This is a genomic window from Modestobacter sp. VKM Ac-2979, assembly GCF_026967995.1.
GTDB lineage: Bacteria > Actinomycetota > Actinomycetes > Mycobacteriales > Geodermatophilaceae > Modestobacter.
On record NZ_JAPVBO010000001.1, the window covers coordinates 478,511 to 505,074 of the forward strand.

25 protein-coding genes and 1 pseudogene are annotated in these 26,564 nt (G+C 72.6%); 13 read left to right on the plus strand and 13 right to left on the minus strand.

The genetic code is table 11. The features are described 5' to 3' along the window. The first annotated feature begins 5 nt into the window (after positions 1 to 5). Entirely contained in the window at positions 6 to 683 is a 678-nt protein-coding gene (locus O2W15_RS02370; RefSeq protein ID WP_269164892.1) for an O-methyltransferase, read from the plus strand. On the opposite strand, the gene O2W15_RS02375 is transcribed toward O2W15_RS02370, so the two are convergent. Both O2W15_RS02375 and glgC read right to left on the minus strand, forming a co-directional pair. After that, entirely contained in the window at positions 680 to 1,180 is a 501-nt protein-coding gene (locus O2W15_RS02375; RefSeq protein ID WP_269178232.1) for a 2'-5' RNA ligase family protein, read from the minus strand. The two genes, O2W15_RS02370 and O2W15_RS02375, sit on opposite strands and share 4 nt — an antisense overlap. 6 nt (positions 1,181 to 1,186) lie before the next feature. Beyond that, positions 1,187 to 2,407, minus strand: coding sequence for a glucose-1-phosphate adenylyltransferase (gene glgC / locus O2W15_RS02380; RefSeq protein WP_269178233.1), 1,221 nt, complete (start codon positions 2,405 to 2,407; stop codon positions 1,187 to 1,189). Between the two features lie 71 nt (positions 2,408 to 2,478). Here glgC and glgA point away from each other — a divergent pair, with 71 nt between their 5' ends. Beyond that, complete coding sequence (gene glgA / locus O2W15_RS02385; RefSeq protein WP_269178234.1) at positions 2,479 to 3,651, plus strand: glycogen synthase; 1,173 nt, start codon at positions 2,479 to 2,481, stop codon at positions 3,649 to 3,651. Between the two features lie 10 nt (positions 3,652 to 3,661). Here glgA and O2W15_RS02390 read toward each other — a convergent pair whose 3' ends face one another. The 6 genes from O2W15_RS02390 to O2W15_RS02410 all read right to left on the minus strand — a co-directional run bounded on the left by O2W15_RS02390 (position 3,662) and on the right by O2W15_RS02410 (position 7,624). Beyond that, a complete protein-coding gene (locus tag O2W15_RS02390) occupies positions 3,662 to 4,630 on the minus strand; it encodes a GGDEF domain-containing protein (protein ID WP_269178235.1) in 969 nt (322 codons plus the stop codon). A 113-nt stretch (positions 4,631 to 4,743) separates the two neighbouring features. Beyond that, positions 4,744 to 5,931 (minus strand): zinc-dependent alcohol dehydrogenase, encoded by a 1,188-nt coding sequence (locus tag O2W15_RS02395; protein ID WP_269164898.1) that lies wholly within the window; start codon positions 5,929 to 5,931, stop codon positions 4,744 to 4,746. Positions 5,932 to 6,025: 94 nt separating this feature from the next. Further along, positions 6,026 to 6,616 carry a nitrile hydratase subunit alpha gene (locus O2W15_RS02400; RefSeq protein ID WP_269178236.1) on the minus strand — a complete coding sequence of 197 codons (591 nt, stop codon included), beginning with the start codon at positions 6,614 to 6,616 and terminating at the stop codon, positions 6,026 to 6,028. Further along, positions 6,613 to 6,903 carry an SH3-like domain-containing protein gene (locus O2W15_RS23910; protein WP_331253857.1) on the minus strand — a complete coding sequence of 97 codons (291 nt, stop codon included), beginning with the start codon at positions 6,901 to 6,903 and terminating at the stop codon, positions 6,613 to 6,615. Before O2W15_RS23910 ends, O2W15_RS02400 begins: the two co-directional genes overlap by 4 nt. Continuing rightward, positions 6,887 to 7,183, minus strand: a complete 297-nt coding sequence (locus tag O2W15_RS23915; RefSeq protein WP_036337524.1) for an SH3-like domain-containing protein — start codon at positions 7,181 to 7,183, stop codon at positions 6,887 to 6,889. The genes O2W15_RS23910 and O2W15_RS23915 overlap by 17 nt, the downstream gene beginning before the upstream one ends. A gap of 21 nt (positions 7,184 to 7,204) precedes the next feature. Then, positions 7,205 to 7,624 (minus strand): DUF350 domain-containing protein, encoded by a 420-nt coding sequence (locus O2W15_RS02410; protein ID WP_269178237.1) that lies wholly within the window; start codon positions 7,622 to 7,624, stop codon positions 7,205 to 7,207. A gap of 99 nt (positions 7,625 to 7,723) precedes the next feature. Here O2W15_RS02410 and O2W15_RS02415 point away from each other — a divergent pair, with 99 nt between their 5' ends. The 8 genes from O2W15_RS02415 (at position 7,724) to O2W15_RS02450 (ending at position 18,021) form a co-directional block, all read left to right on the plus strand. Then, the gene (locus O2W15_RS02415) at positions 7,724 to 8,836 is read left to right on the plus strand and encodes a spore photoproduct lyase family protein (RefSeq protein ID WP_269178238.1); all 1,113 of its coding nucleotides are present in this window, start codon (positions 7,724 to 7,726) and stop codon (positions 8,834 to 8,836) included. Then, entirely contained in the window at positions 8,836 to 9,831 is a 996-nt protein-coding gene (locus tag O2W15_RS02420) for an MsnO8 family LLM class oxidoreductase (RefSeq protein ID WP_269178239.1), read from the plus strand. Before O2W15_RS02415 ends, O2W15_RS02420 begins: the two co-directional genes overlap by 1 nt. 106 nt (positions 9,832 to 9,937) lie before the next feature. Continuing rightward, positions 9,938 to 10,852: an ABC transporter ATP-binding protein gene (locus O2W15_RS02425; RefSeq protein ID WP_036337515.1), complete on the plus strand. Its 915-nt coding sequence runs from the start codon at positions 9,938 to 9,940 to the stop codon at positions 10,850 to 10,852. Then, on the plus strand, positions 10,849 to 11,868 hold the full coding sequence (locus O2W15_RS02430; protein WP_269178240.1) for an ABC transporter permease subunit: 1,020 nt from the start codon (positions 10,849 to 10,851) through the stop codon (positions 11,866 to 11,868). Before O2W15_RS02425 ends, O2W15_RS02430 begins: the two co-directional genes overlap by 4 nt. A gap of 55 nt (positions 11,869 to 11,923) precedes the next feature. Further along, positions 11,924 to 13,462: a DUF2252 domain-containing protein gene (locus tag O2W15_RS02435; RefSeq protein WP_269178241.1), complete on the plus strand. Its 1,539-nt coding sequence runs from the start codon at positions 11,924 to 11,926 to the stop codon at positions 13,460 to 13,462. A 143-nt stretch (positions 13,463 to 13,605) separates the two neighbouring features. Continuing rightward, complete coding sequence (locus O2W15_RS02440) at positions 13,606 to 14,943, plus strand: HNH endonuclease signature motif containing protein (protein WP_269178242.1); 1,338 nt, start codon at positions 13,606 to 13,608, stop codon at positions 14,941 to 14,943. 99 nt (positions 14,944 to 15,042) lie between these two features. Continuing rightward, positions 15,043 to 16,380, plus strand: coding sequence for a hypothetical protein (locus O2W15_RS02445; protein WP_269178243.1), 1,338 nt, complete (start codon positions 15,043 to 15,045; stop codon positions 16,378 to 16,380). Between the two features lie 1,014 nt (positions 16,381 to 17,394). After that, complete coding sequence (locus tag O2W15_RS02450; RefSeq protein WP_442928859.1) at positions 17,395 to 18,021, plus strand: rolling circle replication-associated protein; 627 nt, start codon at positions 17,395 to 17,397, stop codon at positions 18,019 to 18,021. A gap of 170 nt (positions 18,022 to 18,191) precedes the next feature. On the opposite strand, the gene O2W15_RS02455 is transcribed toward O2W15_RS02450, so the two are convergent. Further along, a complete protein-coding gene (locus tag O2W15_RS02455; protein ID WP_269178245.1) occupies positions 18,192 to 19,595 on the minus strand; it encodes a recombinase family protein in 1,404 nt (467 codons plus the stop codon). 25 nt (positions 19,596 to 19,620) lie between these two features. Between O2W15_RS02455 and O2W15_RS02460 the strand changes: the two are divergent. From O2W15_RS02460 to O2W15_RS02470, 3 genes and pseudogenes are all read left to right on the plus strand, one after another. After that, positions 19,621 to 19,860 (plus strand): annotated as a pseudogene (locus O2W15_RS02460) (HNH endonuclease); the annotation flags it as partial. 246 nt (positions 19,861 to 20,106) lie between these two features. Beyond that, a complete protein-coding gene (locus O2W15_RS02465; RefSeq protein WP_269178246.1) occupies positions 20,107 to 20,988 on the plus strand; it encodes a polysaccharide deacetylase family protein in 882 nt (293 codons plus the stop codon). A 38-nt stretch (positions 20,989 to 21,026) separates the two neighbouring features. After that, positions 21,027 to 22,520, plus strand: coding sequence for a phytoene desaturase family protein (locus tag O2W15_RS02470; RefSeq protein ID WP_269178247.1), 1,494 nt, complete (start codon positions 21,027 to 21,029; stop codon positions 22,518 to 22,520). A gap of 34 nt (positions 22,521 to 22,554) precedes the next feature. Here O2W15_RS02470 and O2W15_RS02475 read toward each other — a convergent pair whose 3' ends face one another. From O2W15_RS02475 to O2W15_RS02490, 4 genes are all read right to left on the minus strand, one after another. Then, the gene (locus O2W15_RS02475) at positions 22,555 to 23,568 is read right to left on the minus strand and encodes a lipase family alpha/beta hydrolase (protein ID WP_269178248.1); all 1,014 of its coding nucleotides are present in this window, start codon (positions 23,566 to 23,568) and stop codon (positions 22,555 to 22,557) included. A gap of 118 nt (positions 23,569 to 23,686) precedes the next feature. Then, complete coding sequence (locus O2W15_RS02480) at positions 23,687 to 24,439, minus strand: CPBP family intramembrane glutamic endopeptidase (protein WP_269178249.1); 753 nt, start codon at positions 24,437 to 24,439, stop codon at positions 23,687 to 23,689. A gap of 136 nt (positions 24,440 to 24,575) precedes the next feature. Beyond that, complete coding sequence (locus O2W15_RS02485; RefSeq protein WP_269178250.1) at positions 24,576 to 25,457, minus strand: ABC transporter permease; 882 nt, start codon at positions 25,455 to 25,457, stop codon at positions 24,576 to 24,578. Beyond that, entirely contained in the window at positions 25,454 to 26,380 is a 927-nt protein-coding gene (locus tag O2W15_RS02490; protein ID WP_269178251.1) for an ABC transporter ATP-binding protein, read from the minus strand. Before O2W15_RS02490 ends, O2W15_RS02485 begins: the two co-directional genes overlap by 4 nt. Positions 26,381 to 26,564 lie beyond the last annotated feature (184 nt).

Consider the following 26,564-nt stretch of genomic DNA (forward strand, 5'->3'; position numbering starts at 1 on the left):
GCCCGGTGACCAGCGTTGCCGGACCGCCCCCGACCGGCGGCTCCCCGACGGGCGCGGCGGCCTATGCCGATGGCTTCGCCGCCGAGACCCCCGCCCAGGTGGCCGCCCGCCAGCGGGCCATGACCTCCGCCGAGGCGTTCGGGACCCAGGTCCCGGTCGAGCCGGCGGTGGGCGCGACCCTCTCCGTCCTGGCCGCCGCCTGCGACGCCCGCTCGGTGGTGTCCATCGGCAGCGGTGGCGGCGTCGCCGGGCTCTGGCTGTTGCAGGGCATGCGCCCCGACGGCGTCCTCACCGCCCTGGACGCCGACCCGGCCGAGCTGCGTGCGGCCCGGCAGGCCTTCACCGAGGCCGGCGTCCCCAGCGGCCGGACCCGGCTGATCTTCGGCACGCCCGGCGAGGTGCTGCCGCGGCTGTCCCCCGGCGCCTACGACCTGGTCAGCTGCGCCGGCCCGCCGCTGGAGTACGCCAGCAACCTGGCCGGGCTGCTCGGGCTCATCCGGCACAGCGGGTCGCTCATCTGCCACGGCCTGCTCGCCGAGGACAAGATCGCCGACCACGCGGCCCGGGACGCGCAGACCGTCGCCTGGCGGGAGATCGCCCGGACCCTGCGCGAGGACGAGACGCTGACCTGCGCCGTGCTCCCCATCGGCACCGGCCTGCTGGTCGCCACCAAGCGCACCTAACCGAACGGGAACTCCGCCTCCGCCGCCCACGGCCCGCCGAGGTAGCGCCAGAGGCCGAGCCCGCGGGCGGTGACCGTCTCCGGCACGAACGACGCGGTCAGCTCGGCGTGCAGCGCGCGGGCCACCTCCGGGGCGACCTTGTTCTGCACCGTCACGTGCGGGCGGGACCACTGCCGGTCCTGCCGGGTCAGCCACGGGTCGAACGCGTCGGCCAGGTCGTTGCGCAGGGCAGTGAGCTCCGAAGACGCCAGGTCCAGGGCGACGCCGCGACCGAGGAACCGCACGCCTGAGATCGCGACGTCGAACGGTGACCGGGTGGCTGTCCCCCGCAGGCCGTCCCGCACCTCACGGACGTGCTCACCGGGCAGCGCGTGGAACAGCGTCACGTGCGCCTGCAAGTGGTTGCGCTCCGGCGGGAAGTGCGCCGCCCGCAGCCGGTCGAACCGCTGCTGGGCGTCGTCGTCCAGCAGCAGCGTCACGATCAGCGGTGACGGCACCGTCGGCTACAGGATGGCGCGGGAGCCCTTGCCCAGGACGGTGATGCCGCTCGCGCTCACGTGGTACCGCTCCCGGTCCCGCTCGGGGTCGACACCGATCTGCGCACCGGGCGGGACGACGACGTTCTTGTCCAGGATGGCGCGGCGCACGACGGCGCCCTCGCCGATGTGGACGCCGTCCATCAGCACGCTGGCCTCGACCCGCGAACCGCGCTCCAGGCGCACGTTCGGTGCGACCACCGAGCCGTGCACGGAGCCGCCGTCGATGATCACGCCGGCGCTGACCATCGACTCCTCGGCCCGGCCGCCGAGCACGAACTTGGCCGGCGGCAGCATCGGCGGCAGGGTGTAGATCGGCCAGCGGTCGTTGTAGAGGTTGAAGATCGGGCTGACCGACACGAGGTCCATGTGCGAGTCGTAGTAGGCGTCCAGCGTCCCCACGTCCCGCCAGTAGCCGTGGTCGCGCTCGGTCTCCCCGGGCACGACGTTGCTGCTGAAGTCGTAGACGTAGGCGTCACCGGCGTCGGCCATCATCGGCATGATCGACCCGCCCATGTCGTGCACCGAGTTCTCGTCGGCGGCGTCCACCCGCAGCGCCTCGAGCAGCGCGTCGGTGGTGAACACGTAGTTGCCCATCGAGGCGAAGGTCTCCTCCGGGCTGCCCGGCATCCCCGGCGGGTCGGCCGGCTTCTCCAGGAACTGGCGCACCTTGCCGTTCTCGTCGGCGTCGATGACGCCGAAGGCGGTCGCCTCCTTGCGGGGCACCCGCAGGCCCGCGACGGTCACGCCGGCGCCGGTGGCCAGGTGCTGGTCGATCATCTGCGACGGGTCCATCCGGTACACGTGGTCGGCACCGAAGACGACGACGATCTCCGGCCGGTCGTCGTAGATCAGGTTGAGGCTCTGGTAGATCGCGTCGGCGCTGCCGGTGTACCAGCGCGGGCCGAGCCGCTGCTGCGCCGGCACCGGGGTGATGTAGCTGCCCAGCAGCGTCGACATCCGCCAGACGGTGGTGATGTGCCGGTCCAGCGAGTGGCTCTTGTACTGGGTGAGCACCGCGATCCGCCGGATGTCGGCGTTGACCAGGCTGGACAGCACGAAGTCGATGAGCCGGTAGTTGCCCCCGAAGGGGACCGCGGGCTTCGCCCGGTCCTGGGTCAGCGGGGCGAGGCGCTTGCCCTCACCACCTGCCAGCACGATGCCGAGAACTCGAGGGCCGCCACGCATGGACGGACCGTATCGGGTGCACGCGGCGTTCGCCCCATCTGCCGTCCGCTCCAACCACCTAGGGTGAGTCCGTGCGCGTCGGAGTGATCACCCGGGAATGGCCGCCGGACGTCTACGGAGGGGCCGGGGTGCACGTCGAGCACCTCGTCGCCGCCCTGCGTGGACTCGAGCAGGGGCCGGAGCTGGACGTCCACTGTTTCGGCGGGCCCCGCCCCGACGCGACCGGCCACGGGGTGCCGTCCGGGCTGCAGGCCGCCAACGGCGCACTGCAGGCCGTCGGCGTCGACGTGGAGATCGCCGCCGCGCTGGCCGACGCCGAGCTGGTGCACTCGCATACCTGGTACGCCAACCACGCCGGCCACCTGGCCTCGCTGGTGCACGGCTCCGCGCACGTGGTGACCGCGCACTCCCTGGAGCCCCGCCGGCCGTGGAAGGCCGACCAGCTGGGCGGGGGCTACCGGCTCTCCTCCTGGGTGGAGCGCACCGCCTACGCCTCCGCCGACGCGGTGATCGCGGTCAGCCGGGGCATGCGCGCCGACGTCCTCGACGTGTACCCCGACCTGGACCCGGCGAAGGTCGTCGTGGTCGGCAACGGGGTCGACGCCCAGGCCTACCGGCCGATCGAGGCGCCGGACGTCGTCCGCTCGGTGGGGGTCGACCCCGACCGGCCGTACGCGCTGTTCGTCGGCCGGATCACCCGGCAGAAGGGGCTGATGCACCTGCTGGCCGCGGCCGAGCAGCTGCCCCCCGAGGCCGGCCTGGTGCTCTGCGCCGGCGCGCCCGACACCCCGGCCGAGCGGGCGCAGGTGGCCGACGCCGTGGCGGAGCTGCAGACCCGCCGCAGCGGGGTGGTGTGGATCGAGCAGATGCTGCCCCGCGAGCAGCTGGTGCCGCTGATCACCGGGGCGACGGTCTTCGTCGTCCCGTCGGTGTACGAGCCGCTGGGCATCGTGAACCTGGAGGCCGCGGCCTGCGGCACCGCGGTCGTGGCCAGCGCCGTGGGCGGCATCCCGGAGGTGGTCGACGACGGCCGCACCGGCCTGCTGGTGCCCTACGACGCCGAGGACCCGACCGCCTTCGCCGCCGGGCTGGCGGCGCGGATGGCCGAGCTGCTCGCCGACCCCGGCCGCGCGGCCACGATGGGCGCGGCCGGCCGGGAGCGGGTCCTGGCGGAGTTCGGCTGGCCGGCGATCGCCCAGCAGACCGCGGAGGTCTACGAGTCGGTGCTCGCCGCCCGCCGCTGACCCGAGTCGCTCAGCGGTCCTCGGCGAGGACACTGCGCGCACGACCGGCCGCCTTCGCCCGGTACAGGGCGCTGTCGGCGCGGCGCATGAACTGGGAGGTCAGCTCGCCCGGCTCGTGCTCGGCGACGCCGATCGACAGCGGCACGCCCGCGCAGGCGAGCCGCAGCTGCTCGACCACCTCCAGCGCGGCCGGGCCGGCGTGGGCGGGCAGCAACAGCGCGAACTCGTCGCCGCCGTGCCGGGCGAGCACGGACCCGCGCGGCACCCGGGGCAGCCACTCGTCGGCCACCGTCCGGAGCAGGTCGTCGCCGGCGGCGTGCCCGTGCTGGTCGTTGATGGACTTGAAGTGGTCGATGTCCACCAGTGCCACGGACAGGTCGGCGCCGCTGCGCACGGCGACCCGCACCGTCTCCTCGAGCGCGTCGTCGAAGCCGCGCCGGTTGGCCAGGCCGGTGAGCCCGTCCAGGCTGGCGGCGGAGGCGCGCCGGGCCAGCGTGGCGACCACCAGCCCGATCGCCGCCATGACGACGGCGAGCGCGACGACCGGCCCGGCCGACACCCCGCGCATCGGCAGGACGACGGTGCAGGCGGCGAGCGCGAGGACCAGATGTGCCGCGGCCGCCGGCAGCGCGAAGAGGAAGAACGCCGCCACCGCGACGAAGGAGTAGGTGCTGGCCAGGGCCATGGCCGACGCCGGATCGGGCGCGGCGTACACGACGACGCTGATCAGCGTGGTGCCCAGGAACACCAGCAGGTGGAACACCGACCGAGGCAGGTGGTGGCCCCAGCGGGCCACCGCGGCGCCGGCCAGCATGGCGACCGGGCCGATCGCCACCAGCGCAGGCGAGACCGGCCGCGCCCCGCCGCCGAACGCGACGACCGCGAGGACGGCGAGCCCCCCGGCCAGGTACAGCGCCCCGATGACCGGTCCGATGACGCGGGCGGTCGCCACCTCAGGCGCGCTGCGCGTCCACTCCATGCCACCTCATCGGTCCGGGGAGAGCGGGCACCGAGCGTTCGTCGGCCGGGACGACTCGCACGGGTGACCCGACGGCCGGTGGCCGGCCCCGCGGGACCGACCACCGGGCGGGTTCACAGCTCGGGCTTGAGCTGGACCTTCACGTAGCCGTCGGCCTTCTCCTGGAACGCCTTGTAGGCCTCCGGTGCCTGGGACATCGGCAGCCGGTGGGTGGCGAAGGTGTCCACGCCGAGCGGGTCGGCGTCGGTGAGCAGCGGCATGATGTCCGGGACCCATCGCTTGATGTTCGCCTGGCCCATCCGCAGCTGGATCTGCTTGTCGAACAGCGTGATCATCGGCATCGGGTCGGCCGCCCCGCCGTAGACACCGGAGATCGAGATGGTCCCGCCGCGCCGGACGATGTCGATCGCCGAGTACAGGGCGTTGAGCCGGTCGACGCCGGCCTCCTTCATCACCGGGGCGGCGACGGCCCGCGGCAGCAACCCGGCCGCCTTCTGCACGAACCCGGTCGCCGGCGAACCGTGGGCCTCCATGCCGACCGCGTCGAGCACGGAGTCCGGCCCACGCCCGTCGGTCATGTCCCGGATCGCGTCGCCCAGGTCGTCGGAGTGCTCGCGCAGGTCCAGGACCTCGATGCCGCGGGCGGCGACCCGGGCCAGCCGCTCGGGCACCAGGTCCACGCCGATCACCCGGTAGCCCTTGTGCTGGCCGATCCGGCAGGCGAAGTCACCGATCGGGCCCAGCCCCAGGACCACGAGCGTGCCGCCGTCGGGCACCCCGGCGTACTCCACGCCCTGCCAGGCGGTGGGCAGGATGTCCGAGAGGTAGGCGAACCGGTCGTCGGCCGGCCCCTCGGGCAGCTTGATGTGGGTGAACTGCGCCTGCGGCACCCGCAGGTACTCCGCCTGCCCGCCCGGCACCTCGCCGTAGAGCTTGGAGAAGCCGAACAGCGCCGCGCCCATCCCCTGGTCGCGCACCTGGGTGGTCTCGCACTGCGTGTACAGGTGCTGCTGGCACATCCAGCAGTGCCCGCAGGAGATCTGGAACGGGATGGACACCCGGTCGCCCACCTTCAGGTCGCCGGTCTCCGCGCCGACCTCGACGACCTGGCCCATCGCCTCGTGGCCGAGCACGTCCCCCACGCCCATGAACGGTGCCAACGGGTCGTACAGGTGCAGGTCCGAGCCGCAGATGTTGGTCGTGGTCACCCGGATCACCGCATCGGTGGGAGCCTGGACGAAGGGGTCGTCCACGGTGTCCACCCGGACGTCCTGCTTGCCGTGCCAGGTCACTGCCTTCATGGGGCTCCGTTCGTCGGGACGCACGATGCGTCGTCCAGACCCCGGTGCCCTCGCCTGACCAGGCCAAACGGCGCTGCCGTCCGGCGGGAGCCGCTCAGACGACGGCGGTGCCGATCAGGCCCTTGCGGGTCACCAGCCCGGTCAGCTCCGCCTCGGTCAGCGACGCCGTTCCCTCCGGACGACGGGGCAGCACCAGGTACCGCGACTCGGCACTGGCGTCCCAGACGGCGATCGACGTCCCGGCCGGGAGCTCGAGACCGAACTCGGCGAGCACGCCCCGCGGGTCGCGGACCACCCGGGAGCGGTAGGCCTCGCTCTTGTACCAGCTCGGGGAGGGGCCCAGCAGAGCGATCGGGTAGCAGGAGCACAGCGTGCAGACGACGACGTTGTGCGTCTCGGCGCTGTTGGCGACCACCTTCAGCCGCTGCTCCTGCAGGCCACCCGCCATCGACAGCCCGACCTCCCGGATGGCGGCGTTGGCGTCGGCCAGCAGCCGCTCGGCGAAGCCGGGGTCGGTCCACGCCCGGGCCACGATGCGCGCCCCGTTGGCCGGGGTGCCACCGGCGAGGAACTCGTCGATGCGGCGGTCGACCTCCCCGGCGTCCAGCAGAGCGCGGCCCTCCAGCAGGGCCTCGACGTGCCGCACCTGCGCCGAGATCCGGGAACTGCCGTGGTCGCCGCTCATCGCTGCTCCTCGATCGGGGTCAGGTAGTCCTCCCACAGTTCGACGGTGACCGTGTGGTCGCCCGCGCCGAACAGGTCGGCGGCGACGAACCGGACGTGCCACACCGACCGGGCCGGCCCGGTCAGGCCGCGGGCGCGGTCGTCGGCGAGCGGGTGCCGCCCGGCGCGCTCGACCAGCACCCCGACCGCGCCGCGGGCGTACCGGGGCAGCCGGGTGTGGCCGGCCAGGTCGACGGACCGGGTGCGCACCCGGTCGCCGGGGGCGAACCCGTCAGGCGCCGTGGTCATCGACCGCGAGCTCGTCGGCTGTGGCGACGCCCTTCTCCACCAGCAGCGTGCTGATCGCGGCGAACCAGCGCTCGTAGTAGGAGGCGCCCAGGTACTGCTGCACCGGCAGCCGCTCCTGGGCGTCGCGGAACTCGTCGAGGTTGTAGACCCCGCGCTTGATCAGCGCACCGTTGAGCGCGAGGACGTGCGCTTCCCAGTCCGCGTGGAACGGCGGCTCGTCGGGCTCCTCGACGATCGCCGGGAACCCGGCCATCCCGCCGACGTCGTTGATCCGGCTCATGCGGAGCCTCCTGGTGAGGGGTCAGGGCCAGATGGACGCGACGACGATCGCCGACACGGCCAGCGTCGAGCCGGCGGAGACCAGGCTGGCGGGGTGGAAGGTCACCTCGGTGAGGTGCTGGCCCAGCCGCCCGGGGGTGAGCAGGTCGAGCAGCAGGAACACCAGCGCCTGCAGCAGCACGCCGAGCAGCCCGAACACCACGGTGTAGAGCAGCGCCCGCCCGAAGCCGCTGGTCGCGTTGGTCCAGATGGTGGTGAACGCGATCGCCCCCTGGCCGAGGAGGCCGGCGGCCAGCGCGATGCCGGCGTTGACCGAGCGCTCCTCGTAGATGTGCTTGGCCAGGTGGCCGGGGGTGAGCAGGTCGAGAGCGAGGGCGCCCACCACGAGCAGCAGGATGCCGACGCCGGTGTAGGCGACGGCGTAGCCGATGCTGGCCAGCACAGAGGACCTCCGAGTTGGGGGACGGCGGAGCGCTGAGCCTAGGGCCATCACCACATCGCCCGGTGGAACAGCCGTCGACCGGCCGGCGCTGCACCAGGCGTGACGGACGCACTGACCCTGTTCGACGACGTCCTCCCGCCGGAGACCCCGGTGGAGAACCGGCTGCTGCAGGTGCGCACGGTCTACGCGGAGCCCGCGGCCGCCGCCTCCCCGCGCGGGCGGCAGGTGCTGGCCCGGTTCCCCGACGCCGAGCTGGTGGAGGTGCCCTCGCACTGGCAGATCCCGACGCTGCACGGCAACGAGGGCAACGTCGAGCGCTGGGTGCGGGTGAAGACCGAGACGCTGGTGCTGGGGGTGAAGAAGGCGGTGTCCGTGCGGCCCAACGGCCGGTCCGCGGACTTCATCGCGCCCTCCACCGCCAACGGCTGCGCGATGGCCTGCGCCTACTGCTACGTGCCGCGGCGCAAGGGGTACGCCAACCCGATCACCGTCTTCACCAACATCGAGCAGATCACCGGGGCCGTGCGCCGGCACGTCGGGCGGCAGGGTGCGAAGCCCGAGCCGAACGAGTGCGACCCCTTCGACTGGGTGTACGACCTCGGGGAGAACAGCGACTGCTCGGTCGACGCGCTGGTCAGCGACAACATCGCCGACCTCGTCGCCGCCTTCCGCACGCTGCCCACCGCCAAGGCCTCCTTCGCCACGAAGTTCGTCAACCGGCAGCTGCTGGACCTGGACCCGCAGGGCCGCACCCGGGTGCGCTTCTCCCTGATGCCCGACGCCGACGCGCACCTCCTCGACGTCCGCACCAGCCGCATCGACGAGCGGATCGCCGCGATCGACGACTTCGTCGAGGCCGGCTACGAGGTGCACCTCAACTTCTCCCCCGTCGTGCTGCGCGAGGGATGGGAGGCGGACTGGACGACGTTGCTCCAGCAGCTCGACGACCAGCTGTCCGACGCCACCAAGGCCCAGGCGGCTGTCGAGATCATCATGCTGACCCACAACGAGCAGCTGCACGAGGTCAACCTCGGCTGGCACCCGCAGGCCGAGGACCTGCTCTGGCGCCCGGAGCTCCAGCAGCCCAAGGTCAGCCAGAACGGCATGCACAACGTCCGCTACCGCAACGACGTGAAGCGGGCCGGGGTCGACCGGCTGCAGCAGCTCATCCGGCAGCACGCCCCCTGGCTGCACGTCCGCTACGCGTTCTGATGCGCCTCTCCCTGCTGGACCGCGCGCGCACCCGGGCGGACGAGCCGGACGCCGCCGCGCTGACCGCCACCGTCGAGCGGGCGGTCGCCGCCGAGCGGCTCGGCTTCGAGCGGTTCTGGGTCGCCGAGCACCACGGCGTGCCGGGCATCGCCGGTGCCGCCCCGGCGGTGCTGCTGGCCGCGATCGCCGGCCGGACGACGACCATCCGGCTGGGCTCGGCCGGCGTGATGCTGCCGCACCACCAGCCGCTGGTCGTCGCCGAGCAGTTCGCCACCCTGAGCGCGTTCGCCCCCGGCCGGGTCGACCTGGGGTTGGGCCGCTCCCCCGGCTTCACCGCCCCCGTACGGCAGGCGCTGCGCTCCACCGGCGAGCCGGACTTCGCCGACGACCTGACCGAGCTGCGGGCGTACCTCACCGGCTCGGCGGCCATCACCGCGCACCCCCGCCCGGCCGCCGCCGTCCCGATGTACGTGCTGGCCACCGGCTCAGGACTGACCGTGGCGGCCGAGCTGGGGCTGCCGGTGATCGTCGGCGGTCCGCTGCTGGGCGTGGCCGGGGACCCGGAGCCCGGGCTGGCCGCGCTGGCGGGGTACCGGCGCAGCTACCGGCCGAGCGAGTCGGCACCGGAGCCGCGGGTGGCGATCAGCCTCGACGTGCTGGTCGCCGACACCGCCGGCGAGGCCACCGACCTGCTGCTGCCCGAGGCATGGGCCATGGCCCAGGCCCGCACCACCGGCGTCTTCCCGCCCCTGGAACCGGTGGCGGGGATCCGGGCCCGCACGCCCACCCCGCGCCAGCAGTCCTACGTCGAGCAGACCGTCGCCGCCGCGATCGCCGGCACCCCCGCCCAGGTGGCGAGCCGGCTGGGCGAGCTGCTCGACCGGACCGGCGCCGCGGAGCTGGTCGCCTCCAGCAGCACGCACGACCGGACGGCGCTCGCCGACTCCGACGCCGCACTGGCAGCGCTCCTCGGCGCACCGCGCACCGCGCACTGACCCCCGGCGGCCGGACCCGTTCCGGACACGCACGCCAGGTGGTGTCGCCCGGGCGCGCGCTGTGCCACGGTGCTCCCGCCCAGCCCCGTCCCGACAGGAGGCACTCGTGCCGGCCGTGGAGATGCACGCGGTGTCCAAGAGCTACGCCCGACGCGGCCGCCCGCCGCAGCAGGCCCTGGACTCCCTGGAGCTGGTGGTCGAGTCCGGCGGCGTGCACGGGTTCCTCGGCCCGAACGGCTCGGGCAAGACGACGACCATCCGGGTGCTGCTGGGCCTGATCCGGCCCGATGCCGGCGACGTGCGACTGCTGGGCCGGCCGGTGCCCGATGGGCTCCCGCAGGTGATCGGCAGCGTGGGCGCGCTGGTCGAGACCCCGCTGTTCTTCCCCGGCTTCTCCGGCCGCCGCAACCTGCGGCTGCTCGCCGAGACCGCCGGGGTGCCGCGCAGCCGGGTCGAGGAGGTGCTCGAGACCGTCGAGCTGCGCGACCGGGCCGACGACCGGTTCAAGGGCTACTCGCTCGGGATGAAGCAGCGGCTGGGCATCGCCGCCGCGCTGCTGAAGTCCCCGCAGCTGCTGATCCTGGACGAGCCCAGCAACGGGCTGGACCCGGCCGGCATCCGGGACGTGCGCGAGCTCATCCGTCGGCTGGGCCGCGACGGGTCGACGACGGTGCTGCTCAGCTCGCACCTGCTGGCCGAGATCGAGCAGGTCGCCGACCAGGTCTCGATCATGGCGCGGGGCCGGTGCATCGCCTCCGGCCCGGTGCACGAGGTGCTCGCCGGCCGGTCCTCCGGGGACGTGCGGGTGCGCGTGCCCGACCGGGCGGCCGCGACCGCCGTGCTCACCGCCGCCGGCTTCACCGTGACCCCGACCGAGGACGCGCTGCTGGTCTCCGCCGTCCCGGCGCCGGGTGAGGTCACCCGGGTGCTCGCCGAGCACGGCCACTACCTGGAGGAGCTGACCCCGGTGGCGGCGGACCTGGAGAGCGCGTTCCTGGCACTGACGGCGGAGCCGGCATGACCGCCGTCCGCACCGAGGCGCCCCCGACCACACCCGCCGGCCGGTTCAGCGGGCTGCTCAGGGCCGAGGTGCACCGCTTCGCAGCCCGCCGGTTCATCCAGGTGCTGCTGCTCCTCGCGGCGCTCGGCTGGGCCACCTTCACCGCCATCGGCCTCACCCAGTACGCCTCCCCCACGCCCGAGCGGCTCGCTGCGGCACAGCAGCAGCTGCAGGTGGAGGTGGAACGGGCGAACGACTTCCGGGCGGAGTGCCTGGCCTCGGACGACGTCCCGGCGGACGTCTCCCCCGAGGAGTGGTGTGGCGCGCCGGTCACCGCCGCGGACCTCGACCTCGACTGGTACCTGGACCCGGCGCCGTTCTCCTTCGCCGCGGACGGCGTCGCCGGGGCCGTGGCGTTCAGCGCAGCGGGTGCGGTGCTGGCCTTCCTGATCGGCGCCACGTTCGTCGGCGCCGAGTGGTCCTCCCGGTCGATGATCGCGCTGTTGTTCTGGGAGACCCGGCGGCCCCGGGTGCTCGGCGCCAAGATCGTCGTCGTCGCCGTGGCCTCCGCCGTCCTCGGCGTGGTCGCGCAGGGCGCGTGGCTGGCGATGGCCGGCCTCTGGCAGTCGTTCGCCGGCGACGGGGCCGCCCTGCCCGACGGGTTCTGGTCGGAGCTGCTGGCCACCGGGGGCCGTGGGGTGCTGCTCACCACGCTGACCGGGCTGCTCGGGTTCGGGCTGACCAACCTGGTGCGCAACACCGGCGCGGCGCTCGGGGTGGGGTTCGTCTACTTCGCGGTGCTGGAGACGGCGGTACGGGCCGTACGCCCGGACTGGCAGCCCTGGCTGCTCACCAACAACGCCTCGGCGCTGGTGGTGCCCGACGGCCTGACCCTGTTCCTCGGCTCCGACCCGTTCACCGGGGAGTCCACCGAGTACCTGCTGGGCAACCTGCAGGCCGGCGTCTTCATGGCCGTGGTGACCGCCGTCGTCCTGACCCTGGGCACCGTGCTGTTCACCCGCCGCGACCTGCACTGACCCGTCAGCCGGCCGGGGTTTCAGCACCCGGGCGGGTCGGGGTAGGCGGAGGGGCATGGACACAGACCTCGAGTCCGCCACCCGCACCGAACTGCTGCGCCGCGCGCGTGAGCAGGACGTACCCGGACGCTCGTCGATGACCAAGGACCAACTGGTCGACGCGCTGACGTCCGACTCCGGCGACGGCGCCGCGTCCGGCGGCGCCTTGTCCGACGGCGTCCGTGGCGACGGCTCACGGCCGGTGCACTCGCGGGTCGAGGCGTTCCGCCTGCTGGCCGAGGCCCGGGCCCGGGGCGAGATGGTGCTCATCCCCCGGATGCTCAGTGGCAACGACCGCCGGGTGCACGTACGGGAGACCGTGCGTGAGGACCACGAGACTCGCATCGCCACCGGTGACCTGGAGGCGCGGGCGAAGTTCGACAAGCTCGCCGGCTCGGTCTTCCACTTCTTCCGCGGCACGAACCTGCTCTTCTACCGCGACCTGGTCGGCGAGGACGCCCGACTGCCCACGGTCCTGGCCCTCGGCGACGTCCACCCCGGCAACTTCGGCGTGATGCCCAGCTCCGACAACGTGCCGATCTTCGGGGTCAACGACTTCGACGACGCCTACTACGCGCCCTTCACCTGGGACCTCAAGCGCGGCACCGTGGGGTTCATGCTCGGCGCGGCCGAGAAGACCGGCCAGAGCCAGAAGAAGCAGCGGGCCATCGCCCGCCGGTTCGTACGCGGCTACGTGGCCGGGATCGCCGCCTATGCCGCCGACGGCCAGGAGCAGACCGAGCAGCTCCGGATGGACAACGCCCCGCCGCTGATCGCGGAGCTGATCGGCAGCACGCTGGAGACCAGCCGCGCCGAGTGGCTGGAGGACCTCCTGGAGGAGACCCGGCGCGGCTTCCGCACCGACGAGGAACTGGTGCCGGTCAGCAGCCGCCGGGAGGAGTTCCAGGAGATCGTCGACCGCTACGTCGCCGAGAACGAGGTGGAGGTGCCCGAGCGGGCCGGCCGGATGCGGGTGAAGGACGTCGCCGAGCGGCGCGGCGCCGGCACCGCCTCGCTGGGCCTGACCCGGTACTACGTGCTCATCGCCGGCGTGCGCGACGACGGCACGGATGACCTGCTCCTGGAGTTCAAGCGCGCCCGCCGCTCGGCCCTGTCCGGCCTGGTGCCGCCGTCGGGGTACGAGGTGGACGGTCAGGGCGACCGGATCCGGCACGCCCAGCGGGTGCACCTGGTCAGCGGCGACGTCTTCTACGGGAGCGTCGACATCGACGGCCAGAGCTTCATGGTGCGGGAGCGGGCGCCGTTCCGGGACGACATCAGCCTGGACGAGCTGTCCACGAGCGAGTGGAAGGAGTACGCGGAAATCTGCGGCCGGGTGCTGGCCCACACGCACGCGATGTCCGACGAGACCGGCAACGTCGACTACGACGTCGAGCCGGCGATCCTGGAGGCCATCGGCGGGCGCGACCTGTTCGTCGACGACGTCCTGCGCTTCGCCGAGGAGGCCGCCGACCGGGTGCGCCGCGACCACGAGCACTTCGTCGCCGACCACGAGCTGGGCGCCTTCCGCAGCGTGGACGTCGTCTACCGCTGACCTCGGCGGTGGCCGAGCGCGAGCCACCAGACCGACCGTGGAGCCGGGCCCCGGCACGGCTCCACGGTCGGTGGGGCGGGTCGACCCCGTCGGCAGCCTCGCTCCCGCCGAAACTGTCAGACGCCGTACGTATGTTCGAATGCGTGACGACGACGGCGATGCCACCGGGCTTCTGGGGTGTGGCGGTCGACGTCTGCTTCACCGGCACGGCGCACGGCGCGCGGGAGGCTGCCTCCTCCGATGAGCAGCTGGCGGCCCGACTGCGGTCGGTGCAGCGCCAGCGGGCGATGGCCGCCGCGGAGGAAGCCGAGCTGATCCTGCAGCTGGCCGGCCGGCGCCCGGCCACCTTCGACCCACCGCCGGGCAGCCGGGGTGCCCGCCGGCTGGGCTGGACGGCCGAGCTCGATGGCACGGAGATCAGCGAGTTCTTCCTCGCCGAGCTGTCTGCGGTGCTGAACCTGGGCCGTGGGACGGCGGCGGTGCGGTTGCGGCGGGCGTTGACCTGGTCGGAGAAGCTGCCCGCCACCTTCGCCGCCCTGGCCGCCGGGCAGCTGGACGAGCGCCGGGCCCAGGTGCTCGCCGACGTCCTCGAGCACACCCCGGCGGCCGTCGCCGGCCAGGTCGAGGCCGCGCTGCTGGATGAGGCGCGCGAGCTGTCGGTGGCGCGGCTGGAGAAACGGGCCACCGAGGAACTGCTCCGCCTGGACGCCGCCGCAGCCGACGAGCGCCGGGAAGCCGCGGCCAAGAACGCCGACGTGCGGGTCTTCCCCTCCCCCACCGACGGCCGGTCGACGCTGTCCGCGGACCTGCCCACCGATGAGGCCGTGGAGTGCCACGACCTGGTCGACCAACTCGCGAAGATGCTCAAGGCCGACGGTGATGACCGCCCGATCGGCGCCCTGCGGGCGCACGTGCTGTCCACACTGATCCGCCGCCCGGCTGACTCCGGGCTGCCCGCCGTGGCCGTGAACGTCACGGTCACCGCCGACCTGACCGCTCTGGCCGGCGTCAGCAGTGCACCGGGTGGGGTGAACGGGCTGCCGATCACCGCCGCCCACCTGCGCGAACTGCTCGGCCGGGTCGGCGCCCTCGGGCTCACCACCCCCGACGGCGGCAGCCTCACCTACGCGCTCACCGGCCCGGACGGGCAGCTGCTGAGCACGATCACCCCGGCTGAACTGGCCCGCCTCGCCCGCCGTGGCTGCCCGCACCATCCCGAACGTGGCAGCAACCGCGAAGCCAGCGGCAGCGGCGATGGCAGCGGAAGCGGAAGCCAGCCGTGCGGCTGTCCGGTGCTCGGCCCGCCACCGGCCACCACCGCCTACACCCCCACCGCACGGCAACGGTCATTCGTGACCACCCGCGACCGGCGCTGCCGGTTCCCCAACTGCGGCCAACGCGTCGGCTGGACCGACCTGGACCACGTCACCGCCCACGCCTGCGGCGGCCCCACCGACTGCACCAACCTCAGCAACCCCTAGGACCTCCCCTTCAACTGACAGCGGCTTGGTCGCTCAACTACGCGCTCCGACCGGCTTACACAGGTACTGTCCGAGACCGGATCAGGCGGAAGGCAGTCAGTGGGCGACGAACCGCGGCACAACATCCTCGACAAGTTGGAGCCAATACAGCTCACGAAATCGAAGGTCGACGCGGACAACGCTTCACCCTCGCCCCAGGACTCGAAGAAGCTGCGCTTGGGCCCAAGGTGGCGTCGCTGGAAATGGTTTGCCCTTGATGCCGTCGCCTCCCTCTTATGGAGCTATGCGATCCTCCGGCTGCTCGTGGGGGACGTCGATCGCTGGGTGGTGTCCGCAGTGGCCCCCGGTTTCCAATGGTTGCTGGACTATCGGTTTTTCGGCATCCTCCTTCTGACCTCAATTTTGTTGATCGCTATACGGAAAGACAAGTCTTGGCTCCCGCTATACGTCTCACTCTTCCCCCTGATTGTGCTTTTCTGGAAGATTCCTCGGGCGCTGAAAAAGCGGGGTAGTTGGACCCTTGCGCTGGGGGTGATTCACATAATCGTCACGTCGATGCAAAGCTTTAAGTATGCGGTCATCGCTGGCACTGTCGCAGCCTTTTGCTTCCTCGCTATCGCTGCATCGTCCGTAACCCCTATCCTGGCTACGGCAAGCGTTGGACTTTTGGCCCTCTGGTTCGCATCGCTTTACAAGGCGTTCCGTTACGCCTTCGCCCCCGCGCGCTTCGTGATTGCCCAGCGGCAAATGCTCTCGCGGTTGCTCTCGAGCAAGGCGTTCCTCAACTTCGTGACGCCTGATGAGGCGTGGCGCGACCCGGCGATCGTCAAGTTCGACTCACAGGTTGGCTCCCAAATCATGACCAGAGCTGGTTTCGGTCTCATGGGGTATCGGGTTAGCCAGTTCTGGGCTTACCGCCTAGACGTCTATCGGCGAAGCAATTTCGCTGTAATTTTCTCCGCACTTAGCGTTGTTGGCTTGATGCTTCAGGCGCTCATCTCATTCACGTTCATCAACGTGGCCATCTTCAAAATCGATCCTACTCAGTACGACACGTCAGGATCGACGGGCTATGCAATGTTCGCGTACTACTCCTTCGCCTCGCTTTTTGTGTCAGAGGTGTCCGCGATCGCCCCTGTCAAGGGTGTTGCAGCGGCTATGCAAATCTTGGCGGGTTTTTCGATCGCCGTCCTCTTGTTGATCTTGGTCGTCACGCTCTACTTTGGGATTAGGCAATCGAAGGCAGACGAGTCAGCGAATGAAGCTATTAAGGAGATGCGGACGCGCGGAGACGAATTTGCCGGAGTGCTTAGCCGCATGTATGAGCGACCGATTGACGAGATATTCGCTCGCCTAAGCTACCTTGGGTGGGACTTGCTAGGTGTAATGGGATACCTGTCCCGAAACATTCCTGAGCCGCCACTAAACGGGCAGTGACGCTAAGAGCGGAAAGATGACCGCCGACAAACGGCGGCCCTGTCGACCGATGGCGAAGCCGTCGACCTGAACTTGAGGCAGCAACGCAACTCTGGTCTGTCCTTGGACCTCCAATCTCCCCGGCCCCCCGGTAGTGAGTGCATTTGCCGCGGGGGTCGTCGTGGTGCACGGGTCTGCCCGAAGGGTCGCCCGGAGGGCGCCCGTGCGCTGCGTCGGCACCTGTGGCGCCCTCGACGGACGGGGGGTCGACCGCAGGTCGCGGCTCAAGGGTGCGGAGCGCCCGGGTCGCGGCCTGTGGCCGACCCCGCGCCGAGCGGGCGTTGTGGGTGGCGACCCCGAAGGGGTCGCCTCTTGACCCTCTTCCTGCACTAACTCAAGACGCGCCTGACCTGGGGTTGCTTCCGCTCGCCGTGGGCTCGTGTCACTATGTCGACTGCACCCCGGGGCCCATCGAGGCAAACCCCGCCCGGGACCAGCCACTTACAGGGGATCGGCCCGCGAGACGACATCACAGAGTGCGTCCCCGACCGGCGGCCGACCGGCGGCGACTACGCACATCTGTCGCGTCCCGTCGTCTCCCTGGAAGCCTCATGTCTGCACGTTCCATGCGTGCCCGCGCTGTCCGCCGTGGCCGCCCCGTCTCCCTGACCGACGCTTCCGGCCGCGTCCGTGTCTGCGCTCGCTGAGCCGCGTCGTCATGTCCAACCAGCCGAAGAGAAGCCGGGGTGCGTCTGCCCGCCGGGCGTCCGGGGACTGCGCGTCGTGGGCTACCTGCCAGGAGGCGGCGTCGATGGGCTGGACTGCACTTCGCCCCTGCTCGTCGTGTGTCGCGTCTGCGACCGTCGACTCGTCTGGGCTTGCCGGGCACACCGGGCCTCCCGATGCGTGCCCTGCTCCGACCGATACCGACGATTGCTCGTCCGGATAGCGGAGTCCCGCTCCGCTACGGCGCATCGCGGCCACGGAAGCTTCTTGACGTTGACCGCGCCGGGTGAGCGCGAACATGCCCGGTGGGTGCCTGGTCGCCCTGGTGGCGGTGGCTCCTGCGGTTGCCGGGTCGGGGACCTCGCGGAGTGGAACGCGGCCGCCGGTCAGGCATGGAACCGGCTGCGGCTGAGCCTCTCGCGGGTGTGCCGGTTCGAGTACTTCCGGGTGGTCGAGGTCCAGAAGCGCGGCGCGCTGCACCTGCACGTACTGGTGTGGTCTTCCGACCCGCTGTCACGCGACCAGGTGCAGAGGATCGCGCTAGCTGCCGGCTTCGGCTGTCAGGTGGGCTTGACCCTGCTGTCCCCTCAGCAGCACGCCCGCTACGCGGCGAAGTACGCCACGAAAGCCACCGATCAGCGGGGAGACGTTCCCTGGGCGGTCGACGTGGTGAACACCCGCACCGGGGAGGTCTCCCGGGGCAGCGCACCGGCTCGGTATCGCACCTGGTCCTCCTCGCGGCAATGGGGGCTCACGGTGCGGGACGTGCGAGCGGCCAACCGCGCCGCCATGGAGAACACGCGGCTGACGCGAGCTGCTGGCGCGGCGTCGACCGACCAACTGGCCCCGTCGGCGGCGGCTTTCGGGTCGGCACTTTCAGCTGGCGAGGCCAGTCGGGGTGATGTGCCTGCGGCGGTGGAGTCGGCATGGGGTTGAGCCGAGAGGCGGTCGCGGCCTGGCTGAGCGAATCGTGCGCCGAGCAGGGCGTTCCGGTGCTGATCACCGATCCGCACGTGCTGGCGAAAGTGGCCGCGCTGCTGTCCCCGCCCACGGCAGCAGGTTTCGGTACCGACCGTCGCAAGGGCCGAAGCCGGTCGCCGAGACAGTCATAGGCGCCAGACCGGCCGGACACGGGTCGGGTCCAAGGAGCGGCTGCCGGGCTGGCCGGGAGCGATGACGGCGTGGTCGACGACCGCTGAGACGATGGCTGCCTGTCGCGTGAGGCTCAGCTCTGCCCATTGCTGGCGGAGTGGGCCGCTGTTGCCGGGCAGACCGGCTAGGGCGTCAGTGCTGGTGGCGGCGGTCAGCTGTCGTTGCCGGTCGGTCATGCGCCGTTCGATGGGCTGCCTGGCCGCTCGCCACTCGCGGGCGCTGATCTCCTGCTTGCCGAACATCACCGCCAGCTCGTCGAGCTGCTCCTGGTCGGCGGCCAGGCCGTCGCTGAGCTCGAGCGCCAGGACGTCACCGCCGCGACCGGTGAGCGTTTGGGCCAGGTGCGGGCTGTCCAGCCGCTGCAGGACCGCTTCGACCAGCAGCTGCTCGACCGGTTCAGCCACAACGGTCAGGCGCCCGCACCCGCCGCCGTGATCCGGCCCGGACACGCACACGTAGCGGCGCGTCTCGCCTCGCGGGGAGCTGAACAACTTGCCTCCGCACCGCCCGCATCGCAGCAGCCCCGAGAGCAGATACCGACGCGGGGACCGGCGGCCGGTCACCGCCGCCTCAGCCATGCGGGCCAGCACGCGGTCCCGGTCGGCCGGGCTGATGATCGCGTCCCACACTGCCGGGCCGATCACGTCGCCGCGGTGCTCCCGCAGTCCAGCGATCCGGCCTGACTTCAGCACGGTCCGAAGGGAGGGGCTGTGCCACTCGCCGCCGGTGGTGGTCCGCACGCCGTTGGCTTCCAGCCAGCTGCACAGGGATCGAAGGCTCTCCCCGGCCAGGTAGCGGGCCACCAGCTGCCGGATCACCTCTGCCTCGTCCGACCGCACTGTCACCCGGTCGTCTTCGTAGCCGAACGGCCTTCGGTTCCCGCCGTGCGGACGTCCCTCGGCGGCGATCTGGTCCAACTTCCGGAGCACTCGGCGGCTCTTCGCTGCTGACTCGTTCGCTGCCACCGCCGCCATGATCCTTCCGATCAGCAACCCGTCGCCGGTGCCCAGGTCCATGTCCCCGGAGACGAAGCGGACCTGCCGCACGCCGGCGGCGTCGACGGTGGCCACGAACTGCTCCAACTCCACCGGCCGGCGGGTCAGTCGGTCCACGTGATAGCAGATCACCGCGTCCCTCACCCCTTCTGCCAGGTCGGCCAGCAGCTGCTCGTAGGCGGGGCGGCGCTTGCCGGAGTAGGCCGACAGGTCGTTGTCGACGTACTCCTGAGCCACCGGCCAACCGAGGGAGTCGGCCAGCCGTCGGCAGTCCTCAAGCTGCCGGGTCACGCCCAGGGCGCGGCCCTCGGTGTCACTGCTGATCCGCGCATACACCGCTGCCGCGCCTACCGCCGTTGCCATGGGGGCAGACTAGTGATTGGTGAACAACCTCTGCTGCCTGTGCCGCTCCCACCACCGGCTCAAGACCTTCGCCCCCGGCTGGCACTTCGCCATGGCCGACGACGGCACCCTCACCGTGACCACACCTTCCGGCGTCACCAGAACCACCCGACCACCCGGCCAACGACCACCCGATCAGCCACCCCCGGAGGGCTCGAGCCTGCAGCCAGGACCCGCGCCGGGCGCACCACCACCCGACCCGGCCGACGACCCACCGCCCTTCTGATCCCACGCCGGCAGACGTCGTCCCTGCCTGCCCTCCTGTCGACATCCCCTCGTGTCGACGTGCCCTCGTGTCGACGTGCCCTCGTGTCGACGTGCCCTCGCCGCAACAGGCCCTCGCCGCGACCAGCCCTGCCCGCGTTCTGGTCCATTCGTCGGCGGGCCGTCAGGGGTCCCTGCGGCTGCTCAACCGGGCAACACCACGCCGGGGGGTTTGCCTCGGCACCCCCCGGTGGGCGACGGTGGTGCCGTGCGCAGACGAGACTTCCTGGCCGCCGGCGGCGCACTCTTCCTCGCCGGCTGCAGCCGATCCGACAGTTCCCCGACCGCTGCGCCCACGACGTCGGCAGCCACGCCCTCGGCACCAGAGTCTGCAGCCGAGTCGACCAGTGCGGCCCCCACGCCGACCGAGGAACCGGCGCCGACCCCGGGGACGCCGGCGGAGATCCTCGCCCGGTCGACGGTGCCGGTGCTGTGCTTCCACCAGATCCGCGAGTTCCGCCCCGACGACAGCGCCTACGCCCGCACGATCATCACGCCCCCGGCCGTGCTCACCGCCCAGCTGCAGGCGCTGCGCGACGGCGGCCACACCCCGGTCACCGCCCCGGCGCTCGTCGACCACCTCCAGTTCGGCACCGCCCTCCCCGACCGCCCGGTGCTGCTGACCTTCGACGACGGGTCGGTCACCCACGCCACAGCGGCCCTGCCGGTGCTCCGCGAGTTCGGCTTCCCGGCGGCGTTCTTCCCGATGACCGTGGTGCTGGACAAGCCGGACTGGCTCAGCAGCGACCAGCTGCGGGAGCTCGACGCGGCCGGCATGACGATCGGCGCGCACAGCTGGGACCACCAGCGGGTGGACCAGCTGACCGGCGGCCAGTGGACCGAGCAGCTCGACGACCCGAGGGCCACCCTGGCCGACATCCTCGGGCACCCGGTCGACCTGCTCGCCTACCCGCACGGGATGTGGGACCAGGAGGCGCTGCCGCACGTCGCCGCCGCCGGGTACCGGGCCGCGTTCCAGCTCTCCGAGCCCACGGACCCGGCGCAGCCGCTGCTCACCATCCGCCGGATCATGCCGCCGCCCACCTGGGACGGCGCCACCCTGCTGGCCCACCTGGAGTCCGACTTCTGACCGTCGGCGCTCGCACCCCGGCGGCTACCGTGAGGGGCGTGGCCCGGGTCGTCGTCGTCGGCGCCGGGCTCGGGGGTCTCGCCGCCGCCGCCCGGCTGGCCGCGACCGGCCACGCGGTGACCGTGCTGGAGCAGGCGCCGCAGGTCGGCGGCAAGCTCGGCTGGTACGCCCGCGACGGCCACGGCTTCGACACCGGTCCCAGCCTGGTCACCCTGCCGCAGGTGCTCGAGGACCTCTTCGCCGCCACCGGCGCACCGCTGTCGGAGGTGCTGCCGTTGCAGCGGCTCGACCCGGCCGTGGCCTACCGGTTCGCCGACGGGACGACGACGGCGCTGCCCGGGCACCGCGACGACATCCCGGCCCGGCTCGACGCCGACCTCGGCCCCGGCAGCGGTGCGCAGTGGACGGCGCTGCTGACCCGCGCCGAGGCCATGTGGCGGGCCACCGAGCAGCCGTTCCTGCGCACCCCGCTGGCCGGTGCGGCCACCCTGGCCCGGCTCGCCCGCAACACCGCTGACCTCCGCACGGTCGCGCCCGGCCGCACGCTGCGCGGCCTGGGCGCTGCGTACCTGACCGACCCGCGGCTGCGGATGCTGCTGGACCGGTACGCGACCTACTCCGGCTCGGACCCCCGGCGGGCACCCGCCGCGCTGCTCACCGTCCCCTACGCCGAGCAGGCCTTCGGTTCCTGGTACGTCCCCGGCGGACTCCGCCGGCTGCCCGAGGCGGTGGCCGCGCGCGCGGTCGAGCGAGGAGCGGTCGTGCGCACCGGCGCCACGGTCACGGAGGTGCTGGTGACGGCGGGCCGGGCGGCCGGGGTGCGGCTGGCCGACGGCGAGGTGGTGCCGGCCGACGTCGTCGTCTGCAACGCCGACGCGATGAGCCTCTACGGCAGCCTGCTGCCGCCGCAGGCGCCGGTGCGGCGGGCCCGGGCCGCGCTGCGGCGGGTGACGCCGTCGTCCTCGGGGTTCGTGCTGCTGCTCGCGCTCCGCGGCCGCACCCCCGGGCTGGCGCACCACACTGTGCTGTTCCCCACCGACTACGACGCCGAGTTCGACGCCCTGTTCGGACGGGGCGGGCCCCGCCGGCCGGTGGCCGATCCGACGGTCTACGTGAGTGCCCCTGACGACCCGGCCACCCGGCCGGACGCCGACAGCGAGTCGTGGTTCGTGCTGGTCAACGCGCCGCGGCACGAGCCGGGCAGCGGCGTCGACTGGACCGCCCCCGGGCTCGCCGACCGCTACGCCGACCAGGTGCTGGCGACGATGGCCGCCCGCGGACTCGACGTGCGCGACCGGGTCCGCTGGCGGGTGGTGCGCACCCCGGCCGACCTGGAGCGGGAGACCGCCAGCCCCGGCGGCTCGATCTACGGCACGTCCAGCAACGGGGCCCGTGCGGCCTTCCTGCGGCCGGCCAACGCGGCCGGCCTCCCGGGTCTGTTCCTGGTCGGCGGCTCGGCGCACCCCGGCGGCGGGCTCCCGCTGGTCACCCTCTCCGCCGAGATCGTCGCCGGGCTCATCGGCCCGGCCTGACCCAGCGGCCGTCCGATCCGGCGCCGGGCGGGCCTCAACGCCGGGCGAACACGTACGGCTGCAGTGCGGGCTCAGCCGGGACGTCTGCGGCGTCCCCCTCCCCGTCCGTGGCGTAGGCGACGAACGCGGCGTAGTCGGTCGCGAAGGTCGCCGGGTCGACGCCGGGCTGGAAGACCTGCAGGCAGGTGTTCACCGGGACCCGGGCGCGCACCGCCGGGCCGTCGTGGGTCAGCGCGTCGATCGCGATCGCGTAGCCCACCGGGTCGTAGCTGCCGATCGCGAAGTGGTCGGCCGCGTTCGCCGGGCAGACGTCCTGGGTGGCGATGTTCGAGATCCGCCCCTCACCGGTCCGCAGCACCGAGCTCGCGGTGGGTCCGGCGTTCGGGACGACGACCTCGTCGGCCCGGGTGTAGGCGACCGTGTACGAGACGCCGGCGAAGGTCTCCGCGCCGCTGTTGAGCGCGGCGGTGAACGCGGAGATCGACCGCTGCTGCCAGTTCGCCGGTGTACAGGTGGTCTGGCAGGCGAGGTCGGCGACCGTCGTCCCGTGGTTGGACGGGCTCAACCCGACCAGGTCGTCCACCATCGCCCGGGTGTCCGGCCAGAACCGCAGCGCCCAGCGTCCGATCATGCCGCCCTGGCTCCAGCCGACCACGTCGACGCGCTGGCCGGCCTGCTTGCTCACCGTGCGGACCGCAGAGACCACGTGCTCGGCGGCCACCTGGATGTCGCCGGTGGCGTCGTCCGGCAGGGTCACCGCACACCAGCGCCAGCCCAGGCGGTCGAACGCCCGCTCGTAGTTCCAGGCGAAGCCGACCGCGGGGTCCATCGTGGTGCCGGGCAGCAGCAGCACCGGCGCCCGCCCGCCCTTGGTGACCGGGCCGTTGCAGTGCAGCGAGGCGGCCAGCTGCGCCGCCGGGACAGCGAGTGCGGGGCCGCGCTGGTCCAGGTCCGCGTACCCGCCGGCCACCGGGGCCGCCGCCGCCGTTCCCTGGCCGGCCAGCAGCACCACCACCGCACAGACCAGCACCGTCCAGCACCTGCGCATCGACGACTCCCGTCCTCCGGGCCGGCTCCGTCGCCGCCCGCCCAGCCGATGATGCGGGAGGGACGACCGGACGGCACCGCGAGGTCCGGCCGCCGCGGGCTCGGGGCCGGAGCCCTGGTCAGCCGGTGCGGGCCGGGTCCGGGGTCCGTTCCGGTCGCCGGTCGAGCAGCCGCAGCAACCACCAGCCGTAGGCGATCAGCGCCACGATGATCCCGATCTGGACGACGTCCGGCAGCGCGCCGGGGCTGTTGATGCTGGTGAAGTTCACCAGCGCGTGCAGCCCGACCAACGGCCAGATCGTGCGGACGTGCCAGCGCAGCGCAGCCAGGCAGAACCCGAAGGCGGCGGTGTTCACCACCTGGAAGGCGATCTCGTCGCCCGGCCGCCCGAACCACAGCCCGCTCATCGCGTGCCCCAGGCCGAACAGCACGCCCACCAGGACCGCTGCCCGGGCCAGGCCCAACGGGCTCAGCAGCCGCTGCACCAGCCCCCGGCTGAGCGACTCCTCGGCCAGCCCGACCGCCAGCATGGTCACCGCCGCGCTGGCCAGCGCCGTCGCCGAACCGGTCAGCCCGTCGACGAGGTGCAGCAGCCCTTCGGCCAGCAGCGGCAGGAGCAGCCACCACGAGCGGTCCGGCCGGCGCCAGGCCAGGCCGGTCTCTCGCCACCAGCCGAGCCAGCCGATCAGCGCGAGCGTGAGCGCGGCGAGCACGACGTTCACCACCGCTGCGCCCAGGTCGGGGAACCACCCGGGTCGCAACGGCGGCAGCAGGTCCTCGACGGCGAACAGCAGCAGGTGCCAGAGCACCGTGACCGCGGCGGCCAGGGTCAACGGCCGCCGGCAGGCGAGGTCGAGCACACGCAGGCGCACGGCGGGCAGCCTCCCGCGCCCGCCGCCCCGCCGTCCAGGCCCCCGCCGTCCAGGCCCCGCCGACCGGAGACGCAGCGACTCCTCCCTCGCCGGTCGGGGTGAGGGAGGAGTCGAGGGAGGGGCTGACCGGCTCGGGTCAGGCGTCGCGGCGGCGGAAGACCAGGACCGCCACGAGCATCAGCGCGGCCACCTCGGCGACGAAGACCCCGAAGCCGGTCCACGGCGCCAGCACCGCACCGCCGTTGAAGGGAGCGACCTGGGCGACCGATCCGCCGGCGTTGCCAGGCATCAGCTTGGCCACCCACTCCCCCCAGGTGCCCGGCAGGGCGTAGGCGACGTTGCCGACCACCAGCACCAGCGCCATGCCGACGGTCACGGCCGCGGCGGTGTGCCGGATCAGCAGCCCGGTGGCCAGGGCGAACAGCCCGAGCCCGGCGAGGTAGAGCCCGTTGCCCAGCAGGGCGCGCATCACGCCGTCGTCGGAGAGCGCCATGCCGACGCCCTCCCGCTCGAGGAACCAGTTGCCGCCGAAGTAGCCGGCCACCGCGGTCACCACGCCGGCGACGAAGAGCACGCCGGCGAGCACCACGGCCTTGGCCGCCACCACCCGTCCGCGGCGGGGCACCGCGGTGACGGTGGCCCGGATCATCCCGGTGCCGTACTCGCTGGTGACCACCAGCGTGCCCAGCGCCAGAGCGGTGAGCTGGGAGAACAGCAGCCCCCAGGTGAGGAAGGCGGCGGGCGCCTCTCCGGTGTCGCCGGCCGCGAGGTCCGTGGCGGCGGCCCAGCAGACCAGCGTGGTCAGGCCGGCGCCGAGCAGGAACAGCAGGCCCAGCGACCAGCGGGTGGAGCGGACGGTCCAGAACTTGACCCACTCCGCGTGCAGCACCTGCGCGAAGCCGGGCTGCCGGACGCCGGGCACGTGCCGGTTCGGGTCGAGGGAGACGACGTCGGGGCCGGGTGCGGAACCGGCCCGGAGACGGACCGGGGCGGCGTTCGTGGTCGACGTGGCGCTCATCGGACGGCTCCTGCGGTCTCGGCCGGGTGGGTGGCGTACTCGACGCTGTCGGCGGTCAGGGTCATGAAGGCGTCCTCCAGCGAGGACTGGACGAGGGCGAGCTCGTGGACGTACAGCCCGGCGCCGCCGAGCAGCTCACCGATCTGGGCGGCGTTCCGGCCGCGCACCCGCAGCTCGTCGTCGACCCGGTCGACGTCCAGGCCGTTGTTGCGCAGCAGCGCCTCGGCGTCGCCCATCCGTGGGCTGCGGACCCGGACGTAGGAGGACGCGTGCTCGGTGATGAAGTCGGCCATCGAGCAGTCGGCCAGCATCCGGCCGCGGCCCACCACGATCAGGTGGTCGGCGGTGAGCGCCATCTCCGACATCAGGTGGCTGGAGACCAGCACGGTGCGCCCCTGCCCGGCGAGCTCCCGGGCGAGGTTGCGCACCCAGCGGATGCCCTCCGGGTCCAGGCCGTTGACCGGCTCGTCCAGGACGACGACCGGTGGCTCGCCCAGCAGGGCCACCGCGATGCCCAGCCGCTGGCCCATGCCGAGGGAGAAGCGGCCGACCCGCTGGTCGGCGACGGCCTCCAGCCCGACCAGGTCGAGCACTGCGTCGATCCGGGTGCGCGGGATGCCGTTGCTGGCGGCCAGCCAGCGCAGGTGGTCGCGGGCGCTGCGACCGGGGTGCAGGGCCCGGGCCTCCAGCAGCGCACCGACCTCCCGCAGCGGCGCCGGCGAGGCGGCGTAGGACCGGCCGTTCACGGTCACGCTGCCCGACGTGGGGCGGTCCAGCCCCAGGATCATCCGCATCGTCGTGGACTTGCCGGCCCCGTTCGGGCCGAGGAAGCCGGTCACCCGGCCGGGCTCGACGGTGAAGCTGAGGTGGTCGACGGCGGTCTTGGGGCCGTAGGTCTTGGTGAGTCCCCGGGCGACGATCACAGCGTCCCTCCGAGGTGGGCGGGAGAGGTGGTGTCCATGCCGACGAGCCTGTCGGCGGGGCCGCCCCCGGCACATCGGGGAGCGCCCTGAACCGACCCTGAACCGCCCCTGACCTGCGTCCCTGAGCGGCCCCTGAGCAGCGGTGCCGCACGGCCTTGTCCAACTCCGGCCCCAGGGCTACGGT

Bases quoted from the DNA above. Each gene is read 5' to 3' on its own strand.
- O2W15_RS02430 (WP_269178240.1), top strand. From the start codon at position 10,849: ATGACCGCCGTCCGCACCGAGGCGCCCCCGACCACACCCGCCGGCCGG.
- O2W15_RS02475 (WP_269178248.1), bottom strand. From the start codon at position 23,568: ATGCGCAGGTGCTGGACGGTGCTGGTCTGTGCGGTGGTGGTGCTGCTG.
- O2W15_RS02485 (WP_269178250.1), bottom strand. From the start codon at position 25,457: ATGAGCGCCACGTCGACCACGAACGCCGCCCCGGTCCGTCTCCGGGCC.
- O2W15_RS02435 (WP_269178241.1), top strand. From the start codon at position 11,924: ATGGACACAGACCTCGAGTCCGCCACCCGCACCGAACTGCTGCGCCGC.
- O2W15_RS02390 (WP_269178235.1), bottom strand. From the start codon at position 4,630: ATGGAGTGGACGCGCAGCGCGCCTGAGGTGGCGACCGCCCGCGTCATC.
- O2W15_RS02400 (WP_269178236.1), bottom strand. From the start codon at position 6,616: ATGAGCGGCGACCACGGCAGTTCCCGGATCTCGGCGCAGGTGCGGCAC.
- glgC (WP_269178233.1), bottom strand. From the start codon at position 2,407: ATGCGTGGCGGCCCTCGAGTTCTCGGCATCGTGCTGGCAGGTGGTGAG.
- O2W15_RS23910 (WP_331253857.1), bottom strand. From the start codon at position 6,903: ATGACCACGGCGCCTGACGGGTTCGCCCCCGGCGACCGGGTGCGCACC.
- O2W15_RS02455 (WP_269178245.1), bottom strand. From the start codon at position 19,595: ATGGCAACGGCGGTAGGCGCGGCAGCGGTGTATGCGCGGATCAGCAGT.
- O2W15_RS23915 (WP_036337524.1), bottom strand. From the start codon at position 7,183: ATGAGCCGGATCAACGACGTCGGCGGGATGGCCGGGTTCCCGGCGATC.
- O2W15_RS02395 (WP_269164898.1), bottom strand. From the start codon at position 5,931: ATGAAGGCAGTGACCTGGCACGGCAAGCAGGACGTCCGGGTGGACACC.
- O2W15_RS02420 (WP_269178239.1), top strand. From the start codon at position 8,836: ATGCGCCTCTCCCTGCTGGACCGCGCGCGCACCCGGGCGGACGAGCCG.